We start from the raw sequence: 17388 nt of genomic DNA, 5'->3' as shown, positions 1-17388 counted from the left end.
GCCACTGCGAAATCCAGAAGTCTCGTCGCGCCGATCGAAAGTGCGTTATGGAGACTCAACAAGAACGATCTTGTCGCAGAATGGCTGAGGCCGATGGTGGTTCGTCGGTAGCTGCCGAGATTGGATGCAGGGTACTCGCGATTATCCCACGATGGTTTGCGCTTCCTCTGCGGCAGCGCCAACCACGGCGTCGACGTCATTCAGGCATTCCGCGGGTCTCTTCCCGTCCAGCCAGCCGTTGGGCGATGTGAGCCAGAACGCCATCTGCCATCCGGTCTTCCGCTTGCCCAGAACGGAGAGCACGCGACCGATTGTTTCATGCGGTTGCCCGTCCTGGAACTGGAACGCCGGGAAAAACTCCATGCCCTTGTGTTCGACGGAGAAGATCTTTCCGCCGCTTTTCCACCGTGACGTTGCCATGCTCGGGTTCTTGGAGCCATGGACAGCGGCTTCGGAGATCTGCATGCTCGTGAGGCATGGCCACTCGGCAAAAAACAGAGCCCTTGCTTTGGCGTTGTTATCCAACAGAAGCTGGGCCGCATCGGTATCAGGCGCTGGGCGTCCGGAGTAGGTCATTGTTCGGATGCTTCCTGGTGATGCCATTGCAGAAATGAGGATTCGCGGTACCCCAAGTTCGACCAGGGGCATGCGCACCCGCAAGATTGGAGGCGGCCCCAGGTGATCACAGGAAGAATCCCCACTGTGCCATTCCTCCAGACCTCCTCAAAGATACGGAAGTTACGGCTCCCGCTGGCGGCTCTGGGCATGATCGGCGACCTCTGTCGATGGCGACTGCCGCTCCTCGAGAGCATCCGCCACCATTTCTCTCACACGTGCGATGACCGCATCCAGGTCCGGGCCCTCGAGGGTGCCATGGACCATCAGGCCTCCTGACACAACCTTGACCGCATCCATTCGCGCGGCAACAAGCTTGCGGGCGGCCGCGTAGGCATTCTTCAGCCTCGCGCTGACGCGCGCGGCCAGTTCGTGGTTCAGGTGGAGGACTTTGGACCTGTCATCCACCGCGCGATAGAGCAAGGGTTCCCGCTGACCGAAACCGTATTTCGTCTCCATGTCGAAGGCCAATTGCGTCGCCTGAGCGAGGTCACTCCTGTCAGGACCACCGGAATTCGCCGTGACGGACCCGAATACCTCTTCTTCGGCGGCGCGACCCGACAGCATGGCCACGAGCCAACCCGTCATGAGTTCTTCCGTTTGCAGATAATGGTGCGATGTACCCGAGACATAGCCGCCTCCCGGGCCCTCGATGGTGATCAGCTTGATTTCGCTTAGCTCCAGGCGAATCTGTGCCACCGCATGTGCGGCTTCGTGGATTGCGAGTCTGAGACGAATGTCGTCCGGGATTTCCCGGCTCGACCCCGTCATCATAGCTTCGACGTCGGACCACGCGACGGCGCGCTTCTCCCGGCGGGCTTTCTGGCGTGCCTGCCGGACCACCCGCTCGATGTCGGCTCCGGTCATGCCTTTGGCCATTTGTGCGAGGCGGCGTAGGACGTGCTCGGTGGCCCTTTCTATGGCCGGGTTGGTTACCGAAGATGTCATCGGGAAAATCCGGTACCCATGGTTCTGGTCCATTTTTCCCAGGCCACGCGTCAGCTCTTCCGGGGCGCTGGCGACGATCGCATCGACGTCGTCCTTGAGATGATGACGCAGTATGCCCACGATCGCGGCGGTATCCGGTTTCCCGATCTCTATATGGGTCTCGAGCCGCCCGGAGCGCAGCAGCGCCTGGTCGATAGCCGCCGGATTGTTGGCGGCCCCGATGACGATCACGCCTTCGGTTTTCATCGTGCCGTCGAGCAGTTCCAGGGCCTTGTTCACCACCGTCGTCCAATAGTCATCGTAGTTCCGGGAGGCCCGGCCACGCATGCCGATGCCGTCGATCTCGTCGACGAACAGGATGGCAGGACGGTGCCTTTCGGCCTCCGCGAACGTCCTGGCCATGCGCTTCAGGACATCGCCGAGATGGCCACCCTCCAGCCATCGCGCCACCGATGTGGCGATCAAGGGGATTCCAAGCGTGTTGCAGAGCGCCCTGGCGAAGGTTGTCTTGCCCGTTCCGGGCGGACCGGTGAGCAGCACCTTGGCAACCATCTCGCCCCAGACGATCTCGCCCGAGCGCCACAGCTCCAAATCATCCTTGACGGCCATTGCCCAGTCGCGCGCGTCGCCATAGCCCGACAGCGTCTCGACACGCCTGACGTATCTGTCCTTGTCGTCGTCTCCTGACGGTACCTCCGGCTGGATAATGTCGATGCTGGAATCCTGCCTCGATTTGCGCTCGCTCCTGGGGGAAGTTCGTGAGTTTCCGCCATGGGCCAACTTCCGAACGGCATCGTTCTCGTGCTCTTCGTCCTCGTCGGAGGCAGCCTTCCATCTCGCCTCGGCAATTGAATGGAGAATGGCGATTGCACGGGTGGGCGAGACGCCTGGCCGGACCGCGATCGCAAGATCGGCAAGATCAAGTACCGAGTAGTGACCGGGCTGCAGGCGCTCGTTGGTGTTTTTGCCGAGTACGGTCTCGATTGTCCTGTTCACGATTTCCGCAGTGAGCGATCCGCAGTCCAAGTTAAGCTGCGCGGCTATTGCCAGCCGCTCGGGCAGCTGGCTTTCCGCCTCTGCTACGCCCAGGATCGGATACGCGGTCTGCGCGGACTGGCCGATGCGCCAGTCATCCATGAAGTCGTTGTCGTTGTCTTTGCCCGCGAAGCACACCACCTGCCACCGCGAATCCTGAGCACCTGAAAAACGAATGGCTCGCGTTTGCCCGTGGATTTCGTACCCATTCGAGAAAGAGATTTCGCCCGGCAGTATGTGCCCGCGCTCCAGAAGATCGAGGAAGATCCGTTCGAATCCTGGCACATCACACCTGACCGTCACGATCGGCCGTTCGAAACAGAGGTTGGCAAGCACCTCCCGGAGGGGGAGCCCGCTGTTTGTGACGGAATGCGCCAGGAGCAGCATCGACGCGACTTCCGGGGCGCGAAAGGACTCGGCGGATTTCCGCACGGCCTCGAGCAGCGATGCCATCGGTACAGACGCTGTCGACGATAGGACGTCGGTCTCGGTCGCCGACGAACGCGCCTCGTTGAGGCCGGGATCCGGTCCGACCCGGGTGTCAGGCTGCCGCTCATCACCGGCGTCCGTTGCGACCAGAGTGATCTCACCGTCATCCACGGCAAATCTCCCGTTCGATGCTCGATTATGGTGCCGAGAGCATTGAAGGATTCGCCTGATTTCCGCCGCGGATGAGTTCTTTGCGACGACTCCGGGGCCAAGGACGCTGATCACGCGTCCGTGGGACTGACGACATTTCCGTTCAAGGATTCCCGCAGCAACCGCGGTGTCGATGGCGACCGCCTCTGCATCGCGCCGAAGCCTTCGCAATAAATGCCGGGCCAGACGCCCGTCAGCTGTCGGCATTGTGCCGTCCGCAAGGTCCGTCATCTCTTCAACTGTCGCTCGATTGATCGTCAGAGCGCCGCCCGAGCCGGTACCAGCGTGAATATGACCTTGCGCAGCAGAGCTCTTCGGAGATCAGCCAGACCTCGGATGTCACGATCGACCGCGCATCGCCAGCCAGGACCGGATGCCCCGATGATATCCCGACGAGGCAGGGCACAGGCCGCATGGCATATCGCCAATCCTCAAGGATCGGAGCGTCCATGCACGCCTTGTCCACGAGTTGGTTGGTTGGGAAGGGCGCGGTGTTCATCACCGTCAGGTCGGCGGCGAGTTTCTCCAGCCGCTCAATCTCGCCATAGATTGCACGGTGGACGGAGTCGGGGGTGCGAATTCCAAATCGATGCATGATTGGTTCCCTTGGAGTTGGATTTCATGCTGCGGTCAAACAGGTGGCAAAGCTGAGACTCTGGGCCAACTTCGCCTTCTGAGATTCGATTCGGCGGTTTCCTGAACTGGTGTCTTACGAGTCCTTGGGCATGCTCACTGTGTACCTGATTAGAAACTTTATGTCTATCATTTGGTACGAAATGTCCCACTTGTTGACAGCAGTCGATCTTCGCTCTCCTTGCTGAGGTATGGAATCCTTTTCTGACACGATCCGAATGATGCGGGTTGCGCGGGTAGCGCTCGAGTTGAGCCAGGAAGACCTGGCCAAGCGCGCTGGGGTCGGCCGACAGACGGTTATCCGCATCGAAGCCGGCGGAAAGGGAGTTGCCTTCGATGTAGTGGATAAGGTTCGAGGAGCGCTCGAAAAGGCAGGTGTGGTTTTCTTGCCTTCAACCGCAGAACACGGACCGGGGATCGCCTTGCGACGAAAGAAAATCGAAAATTGAGCAAGCGGCTTCCAAATCTCTCCGCCCGCCTCTCCGAAACCGCTTGAAAAGCAGGGGCACGTTTTCTGCCTGCGACGGACAGCGACGATCATGGCGTTCGTGTCCCAGAGAGCCAGCCGCCAAAAAGGTCCGCAGATCTGATTTGGCAGCGGAAGTAAAGGAAGAAGGAACGCAGGGTGCTCGCCGGACAGCCTCGAACAACCCGTATGGTGGTCCGCATCGCTACCACGCGAGTTTTCGCAGATTGTCTGACTCAGCTTCCTGCATCTCAAACTCGCGTCAGAAATAATATGGCATTGAGGCAGCCGTGATTTGTCGCCTCAGTTGAATCCTTCTACCCTCTCATGAACATCTGCGGAACACCGTGGGAGAATCCGTGGGACTTTTGTCCCGCAACCTACCATACGATGCCCTTTGCGCCCTTTTTGTTCTCTTCGCCTCTTGCACAAAACCTCTGCTATCCCTAGAGGAACAGGGCCACGGAGCGTAGCGCAGCCTGGTAGCGCATCTGCTTTGGGAGCAGAGGGTCGCAGGTTCGAATCCTGCCGCTCCGACCATGGCTTCCGGCCGCGAAGGCCGGGATGGAACGAAGAGAACCGAGAGTGAGGGTCACAAAAGTGTCCGCGCGCATCTATAGTCCTTCCAGAACCGCCATGCAGTCCGGCACTGCCAAGACCGGCCATTGGGTGCTGGAGTTCGAGCCCGAATCCCCGCGCCGGATCGATCCGCTGATGGGCTACACCAGCACCAGCGACGCCAAAAGCCAGGTGCACCTGACCTTCGCCACCAAAGAGGAAGCCGTGGCCTACGCGCAGAAACACGGCATCCCGTTCAGGCTCGAGGAGGCGAAGCCGCCGAAGCGGCGTCAGGTTTCCTATGCGGAGAATTTCCGCTATGACCGCAAAATCCCGTGGACGCACTGAACCGCTTCCTCAGCGCCCGAGGCCCCGTAGCTCAGCTGGATAGAGCATCGGTCTTCTAAACCGAATGTCGCAGGTTCGAGCCCTGCCGGGGTCGCCATCTTGATTTCGCGCTGGCGCTTCGCGGGACAAGTGCTGCGGAGTTTCAGCCGGGCAGGGCCGCCCGCAGCCCCTTCTCGATATCCCTTTTCAAGTCCTCCACATCCTCCAGCCCAATCTGCAGGCGGATGACGGGGCCGGCATAGGCGTCCCTGGCTACCGTGCGGTCGCCGAGGAAGACGTGGACGGCGAGGCTTTCGAAGCCGCCCCAGGAATAGCCGAGTCCGAAGATGTCGAGAGCGTCGAGGAACGCGTGAGCTTCGCGTTCCCCACCGCCATCAAGCACGAAAGAGAAGATGCCGCTGGCACCGGAGAAGTCGCGCTTCCAGATCGCGTGGCCGGGGTGCGATTCAAGGGCCGGGTGGAGTACTTGCGCCACGCCCTCCTGCGCCTCCAGCCAGCGGGCGATCTGAAGCGCGCTTTCCTGATGGCGGGCAAGCCGCACGCCCATGGTGCGCAGGCCCCGCAGCACCTGGTAGACATCGTCCGGACCGGCACAGGTGCCGAGGGTGAGGAACGTGTCGTAGAGCTTTTCGAAGCAGGCTTCGTTGGCCGAGACGGTGCCGAGCAGGATGTCGGAATGGCCGGCCGGATATTTCGTCGCCGCGTGGATGGAGATGTCGACGCCGTGATCGAGCGGGCGGAAGAAGAGGGGCGTGGCCCAGGTGTTGTCCATCATCACCACGGCGCCGCCTTCGCGGGCCGCCTTGGCGATGGCCGGAATGTCCTGCATCTCGAAAGTGTTGGAGCCGGGCGATTCGGTGAAGACGACCTTCGTGTTGGGCTTGATGAGCCGTGCTATTTCGGCCCCGACGAGTGGATCGTAATATTCGACCTCCACGCCCAGCCGCTTCAGCATCGTATCAGCGAAGCGCCGGGTGGGGTGATAGACCGAATCGACGATGAGCGCATGGTCGCCCGCCGAAAGGAACGCCAGGAGCGGCACGCAAACGGCGGCCAACCCGGAAGGCACGACGATGGTGCCTGCTGAGCCTTCCAGCTCGTCCATCGCTTTGGCCAGCGCATCGGTGGTCGGCGTGCCGCGCGTGCCGTAGGTGTATTTCTGCTTGCGCGAGGCCATGGTTGCCGCGTCGGGGAAAAGCACGGTCGAGGCGTGCACCACCGGCGGATTGACGAAGCCGAAAAAATCGCCCGGATCGTTGCCCATATGGGCCAGCCTGGTGTTGATACCGCTCTTGTGCCCGTCTCGTGCCATACGATAACCCTCGCTCGTCGTGCCCCGGCGGGCATCGGTTCGGCATAGAAGCTTCGCGCCTGTTTCTCAAGACTGCCAATACGATACCTGCATCTCGCATGTGCGGCATTGGCTCTTGACCCGCGCTGATTTATGGCATTCGATGGGCAACGTGCTTGGGAGAAGGAAGCGTGCGTCCGATGTCGTCTCGACAGATGGCCTGCGCCGGCTTCCGCACAACAATCAGTAGGGGATGAACCCTGTACCAAAAAAAGGGTCGATAATCATGAACAATTCCATCAAGGCACTGCTCGGCTCGGCCGTGATCGCGCTGCTAGCGGTTCCGGCCTCCGGCGCTACGTTTGACGACGTGAAGAGCAGGGATGCCCTGCGCTGCGGCGTCAATACCGGCTTGCCGGGCTTTGCGTCTCAGAACGACCAGGGTGAGTGGCAGGGCCTCGACGTGGACTACTGCAAGGCGGTGGCCGCCGCTGTCTTCGAAGGTGACGCCAGCAAGGTCGAGTATTCGCCTCTGTCCGCGGTCCAGCGCTTCCCAGCCCTGCAGAACAACGAGGTTGATCTCCTGGCTCGCAACACGACCTGGACGATGAACCGCGACACCGCACTTGGTCTCAACTTCGCCGGCGTCAACTACTATGACGGTCAGGGCTTCATGGTGCGCGAGGATCTCAATGTGACCTCGGCGCTGCAGCTCTCGGGCGCCACTGTTTGCGTGCAGAGCGGCACGACGACGGAACTGAACCTGACCGACTACTTCCGTGCCAACAACATGGAGTTCAACCCGGTCGTCATCGAGTCCCAGTCGGACGTGAACGCCGCCTACGAGCAGGGCCGCTGCGACGTTCTCACCACGGATGCATCCGGCCTTTATGCCACGCGCCTCGAACTCGCCAATCCGGAGGAGCACGTCATTCTGCCGGAGATCATCTCCAAGGAGCCCTTGGGCCCGGTGGTGCGCCAGGGCGACGAGCAGTGGTTCGACATCGTCAAGTGGGTGCATTTCGGCCTGTTGAACGCTGAAGAGCTCGGCGTCACCCAGGACAACATCGACGAGATGCTCGATTCCGACAATCCGAATATCCGTCGCCTCGTCGGGGCCGAAGGCTCGTTCGGACAGGACATCGGCCTCACCAACGACTGGATGGTTCATGTCATCAGGGCCGTCGGCAACTACGGCGAGATCTTCGAACGCAATGTTGGACCCGACACGCCGCTCCGGATCCAGCGCGGCATGAACGAGCTGTGGACCAAGGGCGGCATTCAGTACGCGCCCCCGATCCGCTGATCGGACAGGGAGAGCCGCGTTCTTCGGAGCGCGGCTCGCTTGACTTGACAGGCTGCCGCAGGGCCGGCCGCCACGGCTTGGCCCATGCCGCTGCACGGGGCGGATCAGATGACAGCTGATACCCAAAGCGTTCCCGAGGCGCGGGTTGCGCTTATGCGCGATCCCAGGACGCGCGGCATGATCATCCAGATCGTGATGATCATCGCCATCCTTGCCTTTGCCGCGTGGCTCATCAACAACACGGCGCGCAACCTCGCACAGGCCAACATCGCCGCCGGCTTCGGCTTCCTGTCGACGCGAGCTGGTTTCGACATAGGTCAGGTGCCGATCGACTACACCAGCAATTCCAGCTACGGCCGGGCGCTGCTTGTCGGCATCACCAACACACTCATCGTCGCAGGCGCCGGCATCACCCTGGCGACGATCGTTGGTTTCATCATCGGCGTTGGCCGCCTGTCCCACAACTATCTCGTGCGGGGGTTGAGCACGATCTATGTGGAAATTTTCCGCAATGTCCCTCCGCTTCTGGTGATCCTGTTCTGGTATTTTGGCGTGCTCGCTGTGCTGCCGCACCCGCGCCAAGCGTTCGAGCTGCCGTTCGGGTCCTATCTTTCCAACCGCGGTCTGCAGATGCCGGCCGCGCTGTTCGACCCGGTGGCCATGCTTACGCTGATTACCTTCGCCATCGGCGTTGTTAGCGCTGTGGTGCTCGCACGGGTGAACAAACGGCGGCAGATGAGGACCGGCGAGCGACGGGCGATCCTTTGGCCTAGCCTCGGCCTCATTGTCGGGCTGCCTCTGGTGGTATTTGCCCTTTCGGGCTTCCCGGTTACCTTCCAGGTGCCGGAGGCGACGCGCTTCAACCTCGTCGGTGGCTGGAGCGTGCAGCCGGAATTCCTGGCGCTGTTCCTTGCGCTTTCCTTCTACACGGCCTCCTTTATCGCCGAGATCGTGCGGGCCGGGATCCTGGCGGTTTCCTGGGGCCAGACGGAGGCTGCCTACGCGCTGGGCCTGCGGCGTAACCTGGCGTTGCGCCTGGTCATCGTGCCGCAGGCGTTTCGCGTCATCATCCCGCCGCTGACGAGCCAGTACCTCAACCTGACCAAGAACACCTCCCTGGGACTGGCCGTCGGTTATCCCGAACTGGTCGCCGTCGGCTCGACGGTGCTTAACCAGACAGGGCAGTCGGTCGAGGTGGTGGCGATCTGGATGGTGGTCTACCTGGGGCTCAGCCTCGTCACGTCGGCCTTCATGAACTGGTTCAATGCCCGAATGGCGCTGGTCGAGCGATAGGAAGAGCCATGGAAGAGCAACTCACCGCCTATGTCGCTCGCGAGCAGCAAGAGCCGCTGCCGCCGCCGCCGAGTGAATACGGCCCGGTGGCAATCCTGCGCAAGAACCTGTTCGCCACGCCGGCCGATTCGATTCTCACGATCATTCTCGGCCTCTTTTCCCTCTGGGCCGCATGGCAGATCATCCAGTGGGGATTGCTCAATGCGGTCTTCACCGGTGCCAATCGGGAGGCGTGCTTGGCTGGGGAAGGTGGGGTCGTGGGCGCCTGCTGGGCGTTCGTCGGCGCCAAGTTCGGCCAGTTCATCTACGGGCTCTATCCTTTGGCTGAGCGCTGGCGCGTCGATCTGACACTGTTCCTGCTGGCGGCCCTTCTTCTGCCCCTGGCGATCCCACCGGTGCCCTACAAACGGCTGAACGCGCTGCTCCTCGTGGCCGTCTTTCCGTTCGTTTCGCTGGTGCTCTTGACAGGCGGCCAGTTCGATCTCAGCGGCGCCTTCATCGCTTTCCTGTTCATCCTGGCAGCCTTTGTTTCCGCCACCCTTGGCTCCGGCAACGTCGCCGCTCCGCCGGCGCTGCTCAAAGGCGCAACATGGTTGGCGGGATTTGCGCTCCTCGTCCTCATCCTTGCCAACATTGTGCCGAGCGGCCGGTTGACCCTGCTTACCTTCCACTTCTCGGGGCTGTCGCTGCTTTCTTTCCTGGTCGCTTTGGCCTCCATCGTGGCGAGCGTTGTCGCCGCGATGCGCGCCGGCGAGGAGCGGCAGGTCTCGCCGTTTCGTATCCTCGTGCCGTCGCTCTTCGTCGTTGGAGTGATCATAGTGCTCGCCGGGGATTTCGGCTTGCGTCCCGTGGGGACCAACCGCTGGGGTGGGCTCATGTTGACCCTGGTGGTCGCGCTCACCGGCATCGCCGCATCGCTTCCGCTCGGTATCCTCCTGGCGCTCGGACGGCGCTCGCATCTGCCGGCGGTGCGCCTTTTCTCCGTCATCTTCATCGAGTTCTGGCGCGGCGTGCCGCTGATCACCGTGCTTTTCATGTCGGCTTTTATGATCCCGCTGCTGCTGCCGTCCGGTGTCACCTTCAACCAGCTCCTGCGAGCGCTCATCGGCGTAGCGCTGTTTTCCGCCGCCTACATGGCCGAGGTGGTGCGCGGCGGCCTGCAGGCCATTCCCAAGGGGCAGTACGAAGGCGCTCAGGCGCTAGGCCTCGGCTATTGGCAGATGATGCGCCTGGTGGTCATGCCGCAGGCGATCAAGCTGGTGATCCCCGGCATCGTCAACACCTTTATCGGCCTCTTCAAAGATACGAGCCTGGTCTACATCATCGGCCTGGCCGATCTGCTGGGTACCGTGCGGCGCGGCTTTTCCGATCCCAACTGGATCACGCCGACGACGGCGGCCACCGGCCTCGTCTTCGCGGCATTCGTCTATTGGCTCTTCTGCTTCAGCATGTCGCGCTATTCTATCTATACCGAGCGCCGGCTACACACCGGCCACAACCGATAACCGGCCTTGAAGGCCCTTCAAGGAAAAAGGCGATGGCAACGCAGAAGGCGAATGTGATCGATCCGCAGGAGATCAAGGTCGATCCGCAAAAACTCCACATCTCCGACACCGACGTAGCGATCGAGATCGTCGACATGCACAAGTGGTATGGCGATTTCCACGTGCTGCGCGACATCAATCTGAAGGTGATGCGCGGCGAGCGCATTGTCGTGTGCGGTCCGTCGGGCTCCGGCAAGTCCACCATGATCCGCTGCATCAACCGGCTGGAGGAGCACCAGAAGGGCAAGATTGTCGTCGACGGTATCGAGCTCACCAACGATCTGAAGAAGATCGACGAGGTGCGGCGCGAGGTCGGCATGGTGTTCCAGCACTTCAACCTGTTCCCGCATCTCACCATCTTGGAGAACTGCTCGCTGGCCCCCATCTGGGTGCGCAAGACGCCGAAGCGCGAGGCGGAACAGATTGCGATGCACTATCTGGAACGCGTCAAGATACCGGAGCAGGCGAACAAATATCCCGGCCAGCTCTCCGGCGGTCAGCAGCAGCGCGTGGCGATCGCCCGCGCGCTATGCATGAACCCGCGCATCATGCTGTTCGACGAGCCGACCTCCGCGCTCGATCCGGAGATGATCAAGGAGGTGCTCGACACCATGGTAGACCTGGCGCAGGAGGGCATGACGATGATCTGCGTGTCCCACGAGATGGGTTTCGCCCGACAGGTGGCCAACCGCGTGATCTTCATGGACCAGGGCCAGATCGTCGAGCAGAACACGCCGGCCGAATTCTTCGACAATCCGCAGCACGAGCGCACCAAGCTGTTCCTGTCGCAGATCCTGCATTAGGGCGCCGGCCGCGGTGGCTTAAAGCCCTTCCACGTCGTAGCTGTAGAGCCAGTCGAGATCTGCCGCCAGGCTCTCCTCGCTCTTCAGCCGGAGCACCATGTCGCGGGCAAGCGCGGCCGGCCCGGCAGCATGCCAGACGAAGCGGTTGAAGGCGCCGCGCCGGGCCACGCGGGCAAGACGCGGCTTGCGCAGGCGCTCGTAGGTAGCGAGCGCTCCCGGCATGTCATCGTCGCGGGCGACCAGCTCCGCCAGAAGCGCAGCGTCCTCGATAGCCATGGCCGCGCCTTGGGCGGCATAGGGGCTGAGCGCATGCGCGGCATCGCCAATCAGCACCAGCCCGCGCGCATCGGTCCAGGGCCCGCCCGCCCGCACCTCGTGAATGGGCCAGGCCGTCCAGGCGCCGGGCAGCCGGATAATGTTCGATAGGGAAGGGGCCGCTCGCCGGGTTGCCGTCAGGAGATGGCCTACGTCGGCGGCGTTCGCCCAGCCGCGCTCTATCTCCGCGCTATGCGTCACCAGGACCAGATTGAGGTTCGCCCCACCGCTGAGCGGGTAGGCGACCAGGTGGAAGTCGGGTGCCAGGAAGGCGGTGACGGCATCGCGGGCGACCGTGGCCACGGCCTCCTCGCTCGCCACACCGCCGCGAAGGATGGCCCGGAAGGCGGCAAAGCCGGTGAAGCGGCTTTGCCGGCCGCCAATGCGCGCCCGTAGCTTCGACCACACGCCGTCGGCGCCAATGAGGAGGCTGCTGGCTATCTCACGAAGCTCGCCGGCCTTCTCCACTGTGACGACGAGGCCGGCATCCTGCGCGGTGACGCCCAGAACCTCCGTGCCCAGTTCCAGACGAATCGCCGTGTTGGCACGCACCTGCTGCAGCAGCGCCTGCTGCAGGTCGGCGCGGTGGGCGACCAGATAGGGCGCCTGCCAGCGCCGCTCCGCTCTCTGGCCGAGAGGCACGCCAGCCAGTGTGGAAAGTCTTACGGCATCCTTGAGCAGGATGGCACGGGGCCGGACCGCATCCTTGCCGAGGCTCTCCAGCACGCCGAGGCGCGCGAGGATGCGGGTGGCGTTGGGCGAGAGCTGCAGACCCGCGCCCACTTCCTGAAGCGCTTCTGCGCGCTCGAAAACGGTGACGGAAAACCCCTTCGCCGCGAAGCAGAGCGCTGCCGTCAGCCCAGCGATACCCGCGCCGGCGATGGCGATGGGGCGGCCGGTCACTGCAGCCCGCCGGCTAGGTTCTGCGGAAATTCATCGGATGAGCGGCTTGCGCCAAGCCCGGCCATATCGCAGCCTTGCTGCGCCTAAACCGCTTCCTGGTGGAAGAGGCAGCCCTCCGGCATCGTTTCGTGCACCTTCAGCTTGGCGTTATAGCGGTAGAGCGTCGAGCAGTAGGGGCAGATTCGCTCTTCGTCGTCGCCCATATCGAGGAAGACATGCGGATGGTCGTTCGGCGGGTTGGCGCCCACGCACATGAACTCCTTGACGCCGATTTCGATCGACCGGTAGCCGTCCGTGTTATGGAAATGGGGTGTTTGATGGCCCGCCATTCCTTTTCTCCCGCTGTCAACACCTGTCGAGGTGCGTTTGAAGCATAAATACCTTCTTTGCAAGTCCGTGATATGAAACTGTCGCAAAAGCCTGTCACGACATAATATGGGCGGATCGGTCGCCCGGAGGTAGGACAATCGAAGCGAGCAGGCCATGAACGAACTGAAGCCGATCAAGACTGAATTCCCGACCCAGCCGGGGACGGTGGACGAGATCGCGCGGTCGAGCCCCGATCGCTTCGTCAACCGGGAGTTCTCGTGGCTGCAGTTCAACCGGCGGGTGCTCGAGGAGTCCCAGAACGTCAACCACCCGCTTTTGGAACGCATGCGCTTCCTGTCGATCTCTGCCGACAATCTGGACGAATTCTTCATGGTGCGCGTTGCGGGTCTCGCCGGCCAGGTGCGCGAGGGGATCGCCACCAGGAGCGCCGACGGGCGCACGCCGGAAGAGCAGCTCGAGCACGTGCTGCGCGAGGTGAGCCGCCTGCAGGTGGATCAGCACGAAAGCCTCGCCCTTCTTCTGGAGCTCATGAAGAAGGAAGGCATCGAAATCGTGCGTCCCGAGGCGCTGACGCGCGACGACAGGAAATGGGTCGAGGAGCACTTCCTGGAAGCCATTTATCCGGTGCTTACACCGCTTTCCATCGATCCGGCCCATCCCTTCCCCTTCATCCCCAATCTCGGCTTCTCGATCGCCCTCGACCTGCAGCATCTGGGCAACAAGGGAAGGATGACGGCGCTTTTGCGCCTGCCGGTCACGCTGCAGCGCTTCGTCGCCCTGCCCGAGCGGCCCAAGACGGTGCGCTTCATCGCGCTGGAGGACATCGTCGAGATGTTCATCGGCAAGCTCTTCCCCGGCTACAAGGTCAACGGCTCCGGCACCTTCCGCATCATCCGCGACAGCGATATCGAGGTGGAGGAGGAGGCGGAAGATCTGGTGCGCCTGTTCGAGAGCGCACTCAAGCGCCGGCGCCGCGGTTCGGTGATCCGCATCGAGTTCGAAAGCTCGATGCCCGAGGACTTGCGTGATTTTGTAGCAAGCGAGCTCGGTGTGCAGTCCTCGCGCATCAGCGTGCTCGACGGGCCGCTTGCCATCAGCCAGATTTCCGAAATCGTCACGCTGCCGCGCGACGACCTAAGGTTCCCACCCTACAACCCGCGCTTCCCCGAACGCATCCGCGATCACGGCGGCGACTGTTTCGCGGCCATCCGCGAGAAGGATATCGTCGTCCATCATCCCTACGAGAGCTTCGACGTGGTGGTGCAGTTTCTGCGCCAGGCCGCGCAGGACCCGGAGGTGGTGGCCATCAAGCAGACGCTCTACCGTACCTCCAACGACAGCCCCATCGTGCGCGCGCTTATCGACGCGGCCGAGGCCGGAAAGTCCGTGACCGCGCTCGTGGAACTGAAAGCCCGCTTCGACGAGGAGGCGAATATCCGCTGGGCACGTGACCTGGAGCGTGCGGGCGTGCAGGTGGTCTTTGGCTTCATAGAGTTGAAGACGCACGCCAAGATGTCGCTGGTGGTGCGCCGCGAGGGCAGGCGCCTGCGCAACTACGTGCATCTGGGCACCGGCAACTACCATCCGATCACCGCGCGCATCTATACCGACCTTTCCTATTTCACCGTCGATCCTGCGATCGCACACGACGTGGCCAAGGTCTTCAACTTCATCACCGGCTATGCCGAGCCGGATGTGGACATGAAGCTGGCAGTCTCGCCATTCAGCTTGAGGACCCGCATCCTCGAGCACGTCCGCGAGGAGATCGCCCATGCCAAGGCGGGCCGGCCGGCGCAGATCTGGATGAAGATGAATTCACTCGTCGACCCGCAGGTGATCGACGCCCTTTACGAGGCCGGTCGCGCCGGCGTTGAGATCGATTTGGTGGTGCGCGGCATCTGCTGTCTGCGCCCGCAGGTGCCGGGCCTTTCGGAGAATATTCGGGTGAAGTCCATCGTCGGCCGGTTCCTTGAGCACAGCCGCATCTACTGCTTCGGCAACGGCCGCGGCCTGCCGTCCGACGAGGCTATCGTCTACATCTCTTCGGCCGATATCATGCCGCGCAATCTCGACCGCCGGGTCGAGACCATGGTCCCCATCACCAATCCGACCGTGCATGAGCAGGTGTTGGGCCAGATCATGCTGGGAAACATCATGGACAATCAGCAGAGTTTCGAAGTATTGCCTGACGGGACCTCGCGGCGCGTCGTGCCGGAGGACGGAGAGGAAGCCTTCAACGCGCAGGAATATTTCATGACCAATCCCAGCCTGTCCGGCCGTGGCGTCGCGCTGAAGTCGCATGCGCCCAAGCGGATCGCCGCTTTCAAACGGTCCAAGAAGGCCGCCGCCGGTTAGCGGTCGTGAGTACAGCCGTTTCCCAGGGGCGGTTACCGAACCGGCGTCCCATTGCGGTCATCGATATCGGCTCGAACTCGATCCGTCTGGTGATCTACGAGGGCGTCGCCCGTTCGCCGACAGTGCTGTTCAATGAAAAGATGCTGGCCGGCCTTGGCCGCAGCATCGTCACGACCGGCGAACTCGACCCCGATGGCGTGACGCGTGCCGTCGAGGAGTTTCGTCGTTTTCGCGCGCTTTCCGAGCAGGCGGGCGCTCAGTCGCTTCACGTATTGGCTACCGCCGCCGCGCGCGAGGCGACCAACGGACCGGACTTCATCCAACGCGCCGAACGGATTTTGGGCACCGAGATCCGCGTGCTCTCTGGGCGGGAGGAGGCAAGCTACGCCGCCCTCGGCGTTATCGCCGCCTTCCATGACGCCGACGGCATCATGGGCGATCTCGGCGGCGGCAGCCTCGAGCTCGTCGACGTTCATGGCGAGACGATGGGGGAGGGGATCACCACTCCACTGGGCGGCCTGAAACTGCGTGAGATGACGGGCGGCTCGATGAGCGAGGCCGCCCGTATCGCCCGCGACGAGCTGGCGCGCGCCGAATGGCTGGAGAAGGGGGCCGGGCGCACCTTCTACTGCGTTGGCGGCACATGGCGGAACCTTGCCCGCCTCCATATGAACGTCACCCGCTATCCGCTTCCGGTGATGCACCACTATGAACTCGACCCCGAGAAGGACGCCGCTTTCCTGAAACGAGTCGCCAAGGGTGACATTGACAAGATGACGGGTATCGAGCGGGTGTCGAAGAATCGCCGCGCGCTGTTGCCCTACGGTGCCGCCGTGCTTCTGGAGGTGATCCGCACGGCCAAGCCGGCGAAGATCGTCGTCTCGGCAAACGGTGTGCGCGAGGGGTTTGTCCATTCGCTGCTCGGTGAGGAGGAGCGGCGGGCGGACCCGCTCATCTCGGCCGCCGAGGAACTGGCCCTCCTGCGCTCACGTTCCGTCACCCATGCGCGCGAGCTTGCCGAGTGGTCCGGTACGGCCTTCGCCGCCTTTGGTATCGAGGAGACGGAGGACGAGGCGCGCTACCGGCGCGCGGCCTGTCTTCTGGCCGATATTGGCTGGCGCGCCCATCCCGAATATCGCGGCACGCAGTCGCTCAACATCATCTCCCACGGCTCCTTCATCGGCGTCGACCATCCCGGCCGGGCCTTCATCGCGCTTGCCAACCTGTTCCGCCACGAGGGTCTGTTCGACGATGCCCTTTCGCCGGAGATGCGCAACCTCGCCACACCGCGTTATGTGGAGCGGGCGCGGCTCCTGGGCGGGCTTTTGCGTGTTGTCTATCTGCTGACGGCGTCGATGCCAGGCATCATCCCGCGGCTGAAATGGGAAAAGCGCGAAGACGGTGCGCTGGCGCTACTGGTCCCGCGTTCGCACGCGGCCCTGATGGGCGAGCGCCCGCACGGACGCATGGCGCATCTGGCCCGGGTCACGGGGTTGAATTTAGTGCTGGATGTGGGGGAGTAGGCCAAGCCTATTTCTTATCCGGTCCTGCAGCGCGAGATGATGTTCTGACACGGTTGATGGAGGAGCGAATGAAAAAGGTTCTTGTGCTGCCGAAGGGATCCGGCAGGTCCTATGACATGGGAAAAATGCAAGCGGTGTTCAAGGCCGATGAAGATGAGACGTCGCAACGCTATTCCGTGTCTGAGTGGTGGCTTGAGCCGGGGTGTAACGGGCCGGGCGCGCATTCGCACGAGGAGAACGACGAGTTATTCTATGTTCTGGAGGGGACTGTCAGCCTGTTGGCCGCCGACGAATGGCTCGACGCCACCGCGGGAACTTTCATTCGCATCCCTGCCGGTGTCACCCATGATTTCCGTAACACCAGCGGTCACAGGGCAGGTTTGCTGAACGTCTTCATTCCAGGCGGCTTCGAGCGGCACATGCCGGCCATTGTTGACTGGTTCGCGCAAAACGGTTGAAGCGGTTCGGCTGTGCCGATTTCAG

Annotated in this window: 15 protein-coding genes and 2 tRNA genes; 11 read left to right on the top strand and 6 right to left on the bottom strand. The window is 62.4% G+C overall.

The genetic code is table 11. The features are described 5' to 3' along the window. Positions 1–141: 141 nt before the first annotated feature. The 3 genes from N5A92_RS12710 to N5A92_RS12700 all read right to left on the bottom strand — a co-directional run bounded on the left by N5A92_RS12710 (position 142) and on the right by N5A92_RS12700 (position 3832). The gene (locus N5A92_RS12710; RefSeq protein WP_260903170.1) at positions 142–576 is read right to left on the bottom strand and encodes an antitoxin Xre/MbcA/ParS toxin-binding domain-containing protein; all 435 of its coding nucleotides are present in this window, start codon (positions 574–576) and stop codon (positions 142–144) included. Positions 577–738: 162 nt separating this feature from the next. Then, entirely contained in the window at positions 739–3198 is a 2460-nt protein-coding gene (locus N5A92_RS12705; RefSeq protein ID WP_260903169.1) for an AAA family ATPase, read from the bottom strand. 274 nt (positions 3199–3472) lie between these two features. Beyond that, a complete protein-coding gene (locus tag N5A92_RS12700) occupies positions 3473–3832 on the bottom strand; it encodes a DUF6634 family protein (protein ID WP_260903166.1) in 360 nt (119 codons plus the stop codon). Positions 3833–4061: 229 nt separating this feature from the next. Between N5A92_RS12700 and N5A92_RS12695 the strand changes: the two genes are divergently transcribed. The 4 genes from N5A92_RS12695 (at position 4062) to N5A92_RS12680 (ending at position 5339) form a co-directional block, all read left to right on the top strand. Next, positions 4062–4319, top strand: coding sequence for a helix-turn-helix transcriptional regulator (locus N5A92_RS12695; protein ID WP_313958414.1), 258 nt, complete (start codon positions 4062–4064; stop codon positions 4317–4319). A gap of 480 nt (positions 4320–4799) precedes the next feature. Then, positions 4800–4876 (top strand) — tRNA-Pro (locus N5A92_RS12690). Between the two features lie 60 nt (positions 4877–4936). Further along, positions 4937–5242 (top strand): ETC complex I subunit, encoded by a 306-nt coding sequence (locus tag N5A92_RS12685; protein ID WP_260903602.1) that lies wholly within the window; start codon positions 4937–4939, stop codon positions 5240–5242. Between the two features lie 20 nt (positions 5243–5262). Next, positions 5263–5339 (top strand) — tRNA-Arg (locus N5A92_RS12680). Positions 5340–5384: 45 nt separating this feature from the next. Here N5A92_RS12680 and N5A92_RS12675 read toward each other — a convergent pair. Then, entirely contained in the window at positions 5385–6554 is a 1170-nt protein-coding gene (locus N5A92_RS12675; RefSeq protein WP_260903165.1) for a cystathionine beta-lyase, read from the bottom strand. Between the two features lie 265 nt (positions 6555–6819). Between N5A92_RS12675 and N5A92_RS12670 the strand changes: the two genes are divergently transcribed. From N5A92_RS12670 to N5A92_RS12655, 4 genes are all read left to right on the top strand, one after another. Next, positions 6820–7839 (top strand): amino acid ABC transporter substrate-binding protein, encoded by a 1020-nt coding sequence (locus tag N5A92_RS12670; RefSeq protein ID WP_260903163.1) that lies wholly within the window; start codon positions 6820–6822, stop codon positions 7837–7839. Positions 7840–7947: 108 nt separating this feature from the next. Further along, positions 7948–9132, top strand: a complete 1185-nt coding sequence (locus N5A92_RS12665; RefSeq protein ID WP_260903162.1) for an amino acid ABC transporter permease — start codon at positions 7948–7950, stop codon at positions 9130–9132. An 8-nt stretch (positions 9133–9140) separates the two neighbouring features. Next, on the top strand, positions 9141–10637 hold the full coding sequence (locus N5A92_RS12660; RefSeq protein WP_260903161.1) for an amino acid ABC transporter permease: 1497 nt from the start codon (positions 9141–9143) through the stop codon (positions 10635–10637). 134 nt (positions 10638–10771) lie between these two features. Next, positions 10772–11479: an amino acid ABC transporter ATP-binding protein gene (locus N5A92_RS12655; protein ID WP_425248577.1), complete on the top strand. Its 708-nt coding sequence runs from the start codon at positions 10772–10774 to the stop codon at positions 11477–11479. 18 nt (positions 11480–11497) lie between these two features. Here N5A92_RS12655 and N5A92_RS12650 read toward each other — a convergent pair whose 3' ends face one another. Both N5A92_RS12650 and N5A92_RS12645 read right to left on the bottom strand, forming a co-directional pair. Further along, positions 11498–12697 (bottom strand): FAD-dependent monooxygenase, encoded by a 1200-nt coding sequence (locus N5A92_RS12650; RefSeq protein WP_260903157.1) that lies wholly within the window; start codon positions 12695–12697, stop codon positions 11498–11500. A gap of 83 nt (positions 12698–12780) precedes the next feature. Continuing rightward, positions 12781–13026 (bottom strand): zinc-finger domain-containing protein, encoded by a 246-nt coding sequence (locus tag N5A92_RS12645; RefSeq protein WP_260903156.1) that lies wholly within the window; start codon positions 13024–13026, stop codon positions 12781–12783. Between the two features lie 154 nt (positions 13027–13180). Here N5A92_RS12645 and N5A92_RS12640 point away from each other — a divergent pair, with 154 nt between their 5' ends. The 3 genes from N5A92_RS12640 (at position 13181) to N5A92_RS12630 (ending at position 17363) form a co-directional block, all read left to right on the top strand. Then, positions 13181–15382, top strand: a complete 2202-nt coding sequence (locus N5A92_RS12640) for an RNA degradosome polyphosphate kinase (protein WP_260903155.1) — start codon at positions 13181–13183, stop codon at positions 15380–15382. Positions 15383–15387: 5 nt separating this feature from the next. Then, positions 15388–16905 carry an exopolyphosphatase gene (gene ppx / locus N5A92_RS12635; protein WP_260903154.1) on the top strand — a complete coding sequence of 506 codons (1518 nt, stop codon included), beginning with the start codon at positions 15388–15390 and terminating at the stop codon, positions 16903–16905. A gap of 68 nt (positions 16906–16973) precedes the next feature. Continuing rightward, positions 16974–17363: a cupin domain-containing protein gene (locus tag N5A92_RS12630; RefSeq protein ID WP_260903151.1), complete on the top strand. Its 390-nt coding sequence runs from the start codon at positions 16974–16976 to the stop codon at positions 17361–17363. Positions 17364–17388: the final 25 nt, after the last annotated feature.

The organism is Chelativorans salis (assembly GCF_025336525.1).
In the GTDB taxonomy this organism is placed as follows: domain Bacteria; phylum Pseudomonadota; class Alphaproteobacteria; order Rhizobiales; family Rhizobiaceae; genus Chelativorans; species Chelativorans salis.
This window is presented reverse-complemented; position numbering and strand designations above follow the sequence as displayed.

Bases quoted from the DNA above. Each gene is read 5' to 3' on its own strand.
- N5A92_RS12710 (WP_260903170.1), bottom strand. From the start codon at position 576: ATGACCTACTCCGGACGCCCAGCGCCTGATACCGATGCGGCCCAGCTT.
- N5A92_RS12700 (WP_260903166.1), bottom strand. From the start codon at position 3,832: ATGCATCGATTTGGAATTCGCACCCCCGACTCCGTCCACCGTGCAATC.
- N5A92_RS12695 (WP_313958414.1), top strand. From the start codon at position 4,062: ATGGAATCCTTTTCTGACACGATCCGAATGATGCGGGTTGCGCGGGTA.
- N5A92_RS12675 (WP_260903165.1), bottom strand. From the start codon at position 6,554: ATGGCACGAGACGGGCACAAGAGCGGTATCAACACCAGGCTGGCCCAT.
- N5A92_RS12670 (WP_260903163.1), top strand. From the start codon at position 6,820: ATGAACAATTCCATCAAGGCACTGCTCGGCTCGGCCGTGATCGCGCTG.
- N5A92_RS12665 (WP_260903162.1), top strand. From the start codon at position 7,948: ATGACAGCTGATACCCAAAGCGTTCCCGAGGCGCGGGTTGCGCTTATG.
- N5A92_RS12660 (WP_260903161.1), top strand. From the start codon at position 9,141: ATGGAAGAGCAACTCACCGCCTATGTCGCTCGCGAGCAGCAAGAGCCG.
- N5A92_RS12655 (WP_425248577.1), top strand. From the start codon at position 10,772: ATGCACAAGTGGTATGGCGATTTCCACGTGCTGCGCGACATCAATCTG.
- N5A92_RS12645 (WP_260903156.1), bottom strand. From the start codon at position 13,026: ATGGCGGGCCATCAAACACCCCATTTCCATAACACGGACGGCTACCGG.
- N5A92_RS12640 (WP_260903155.1), top strand. From the start codon at position 13,181: ATGAACGAACTGAAGCCGATCAAGACTGAATTCCCGACCCAGCCGGGG.
- N5A92_RS12630 (WP_260903151.1), top strand. From the start codon at position 16,974: ATGAAAAAGGTTCTTGTGCTGCCGAAGGGATCCGGCAGGTCCTATGAC.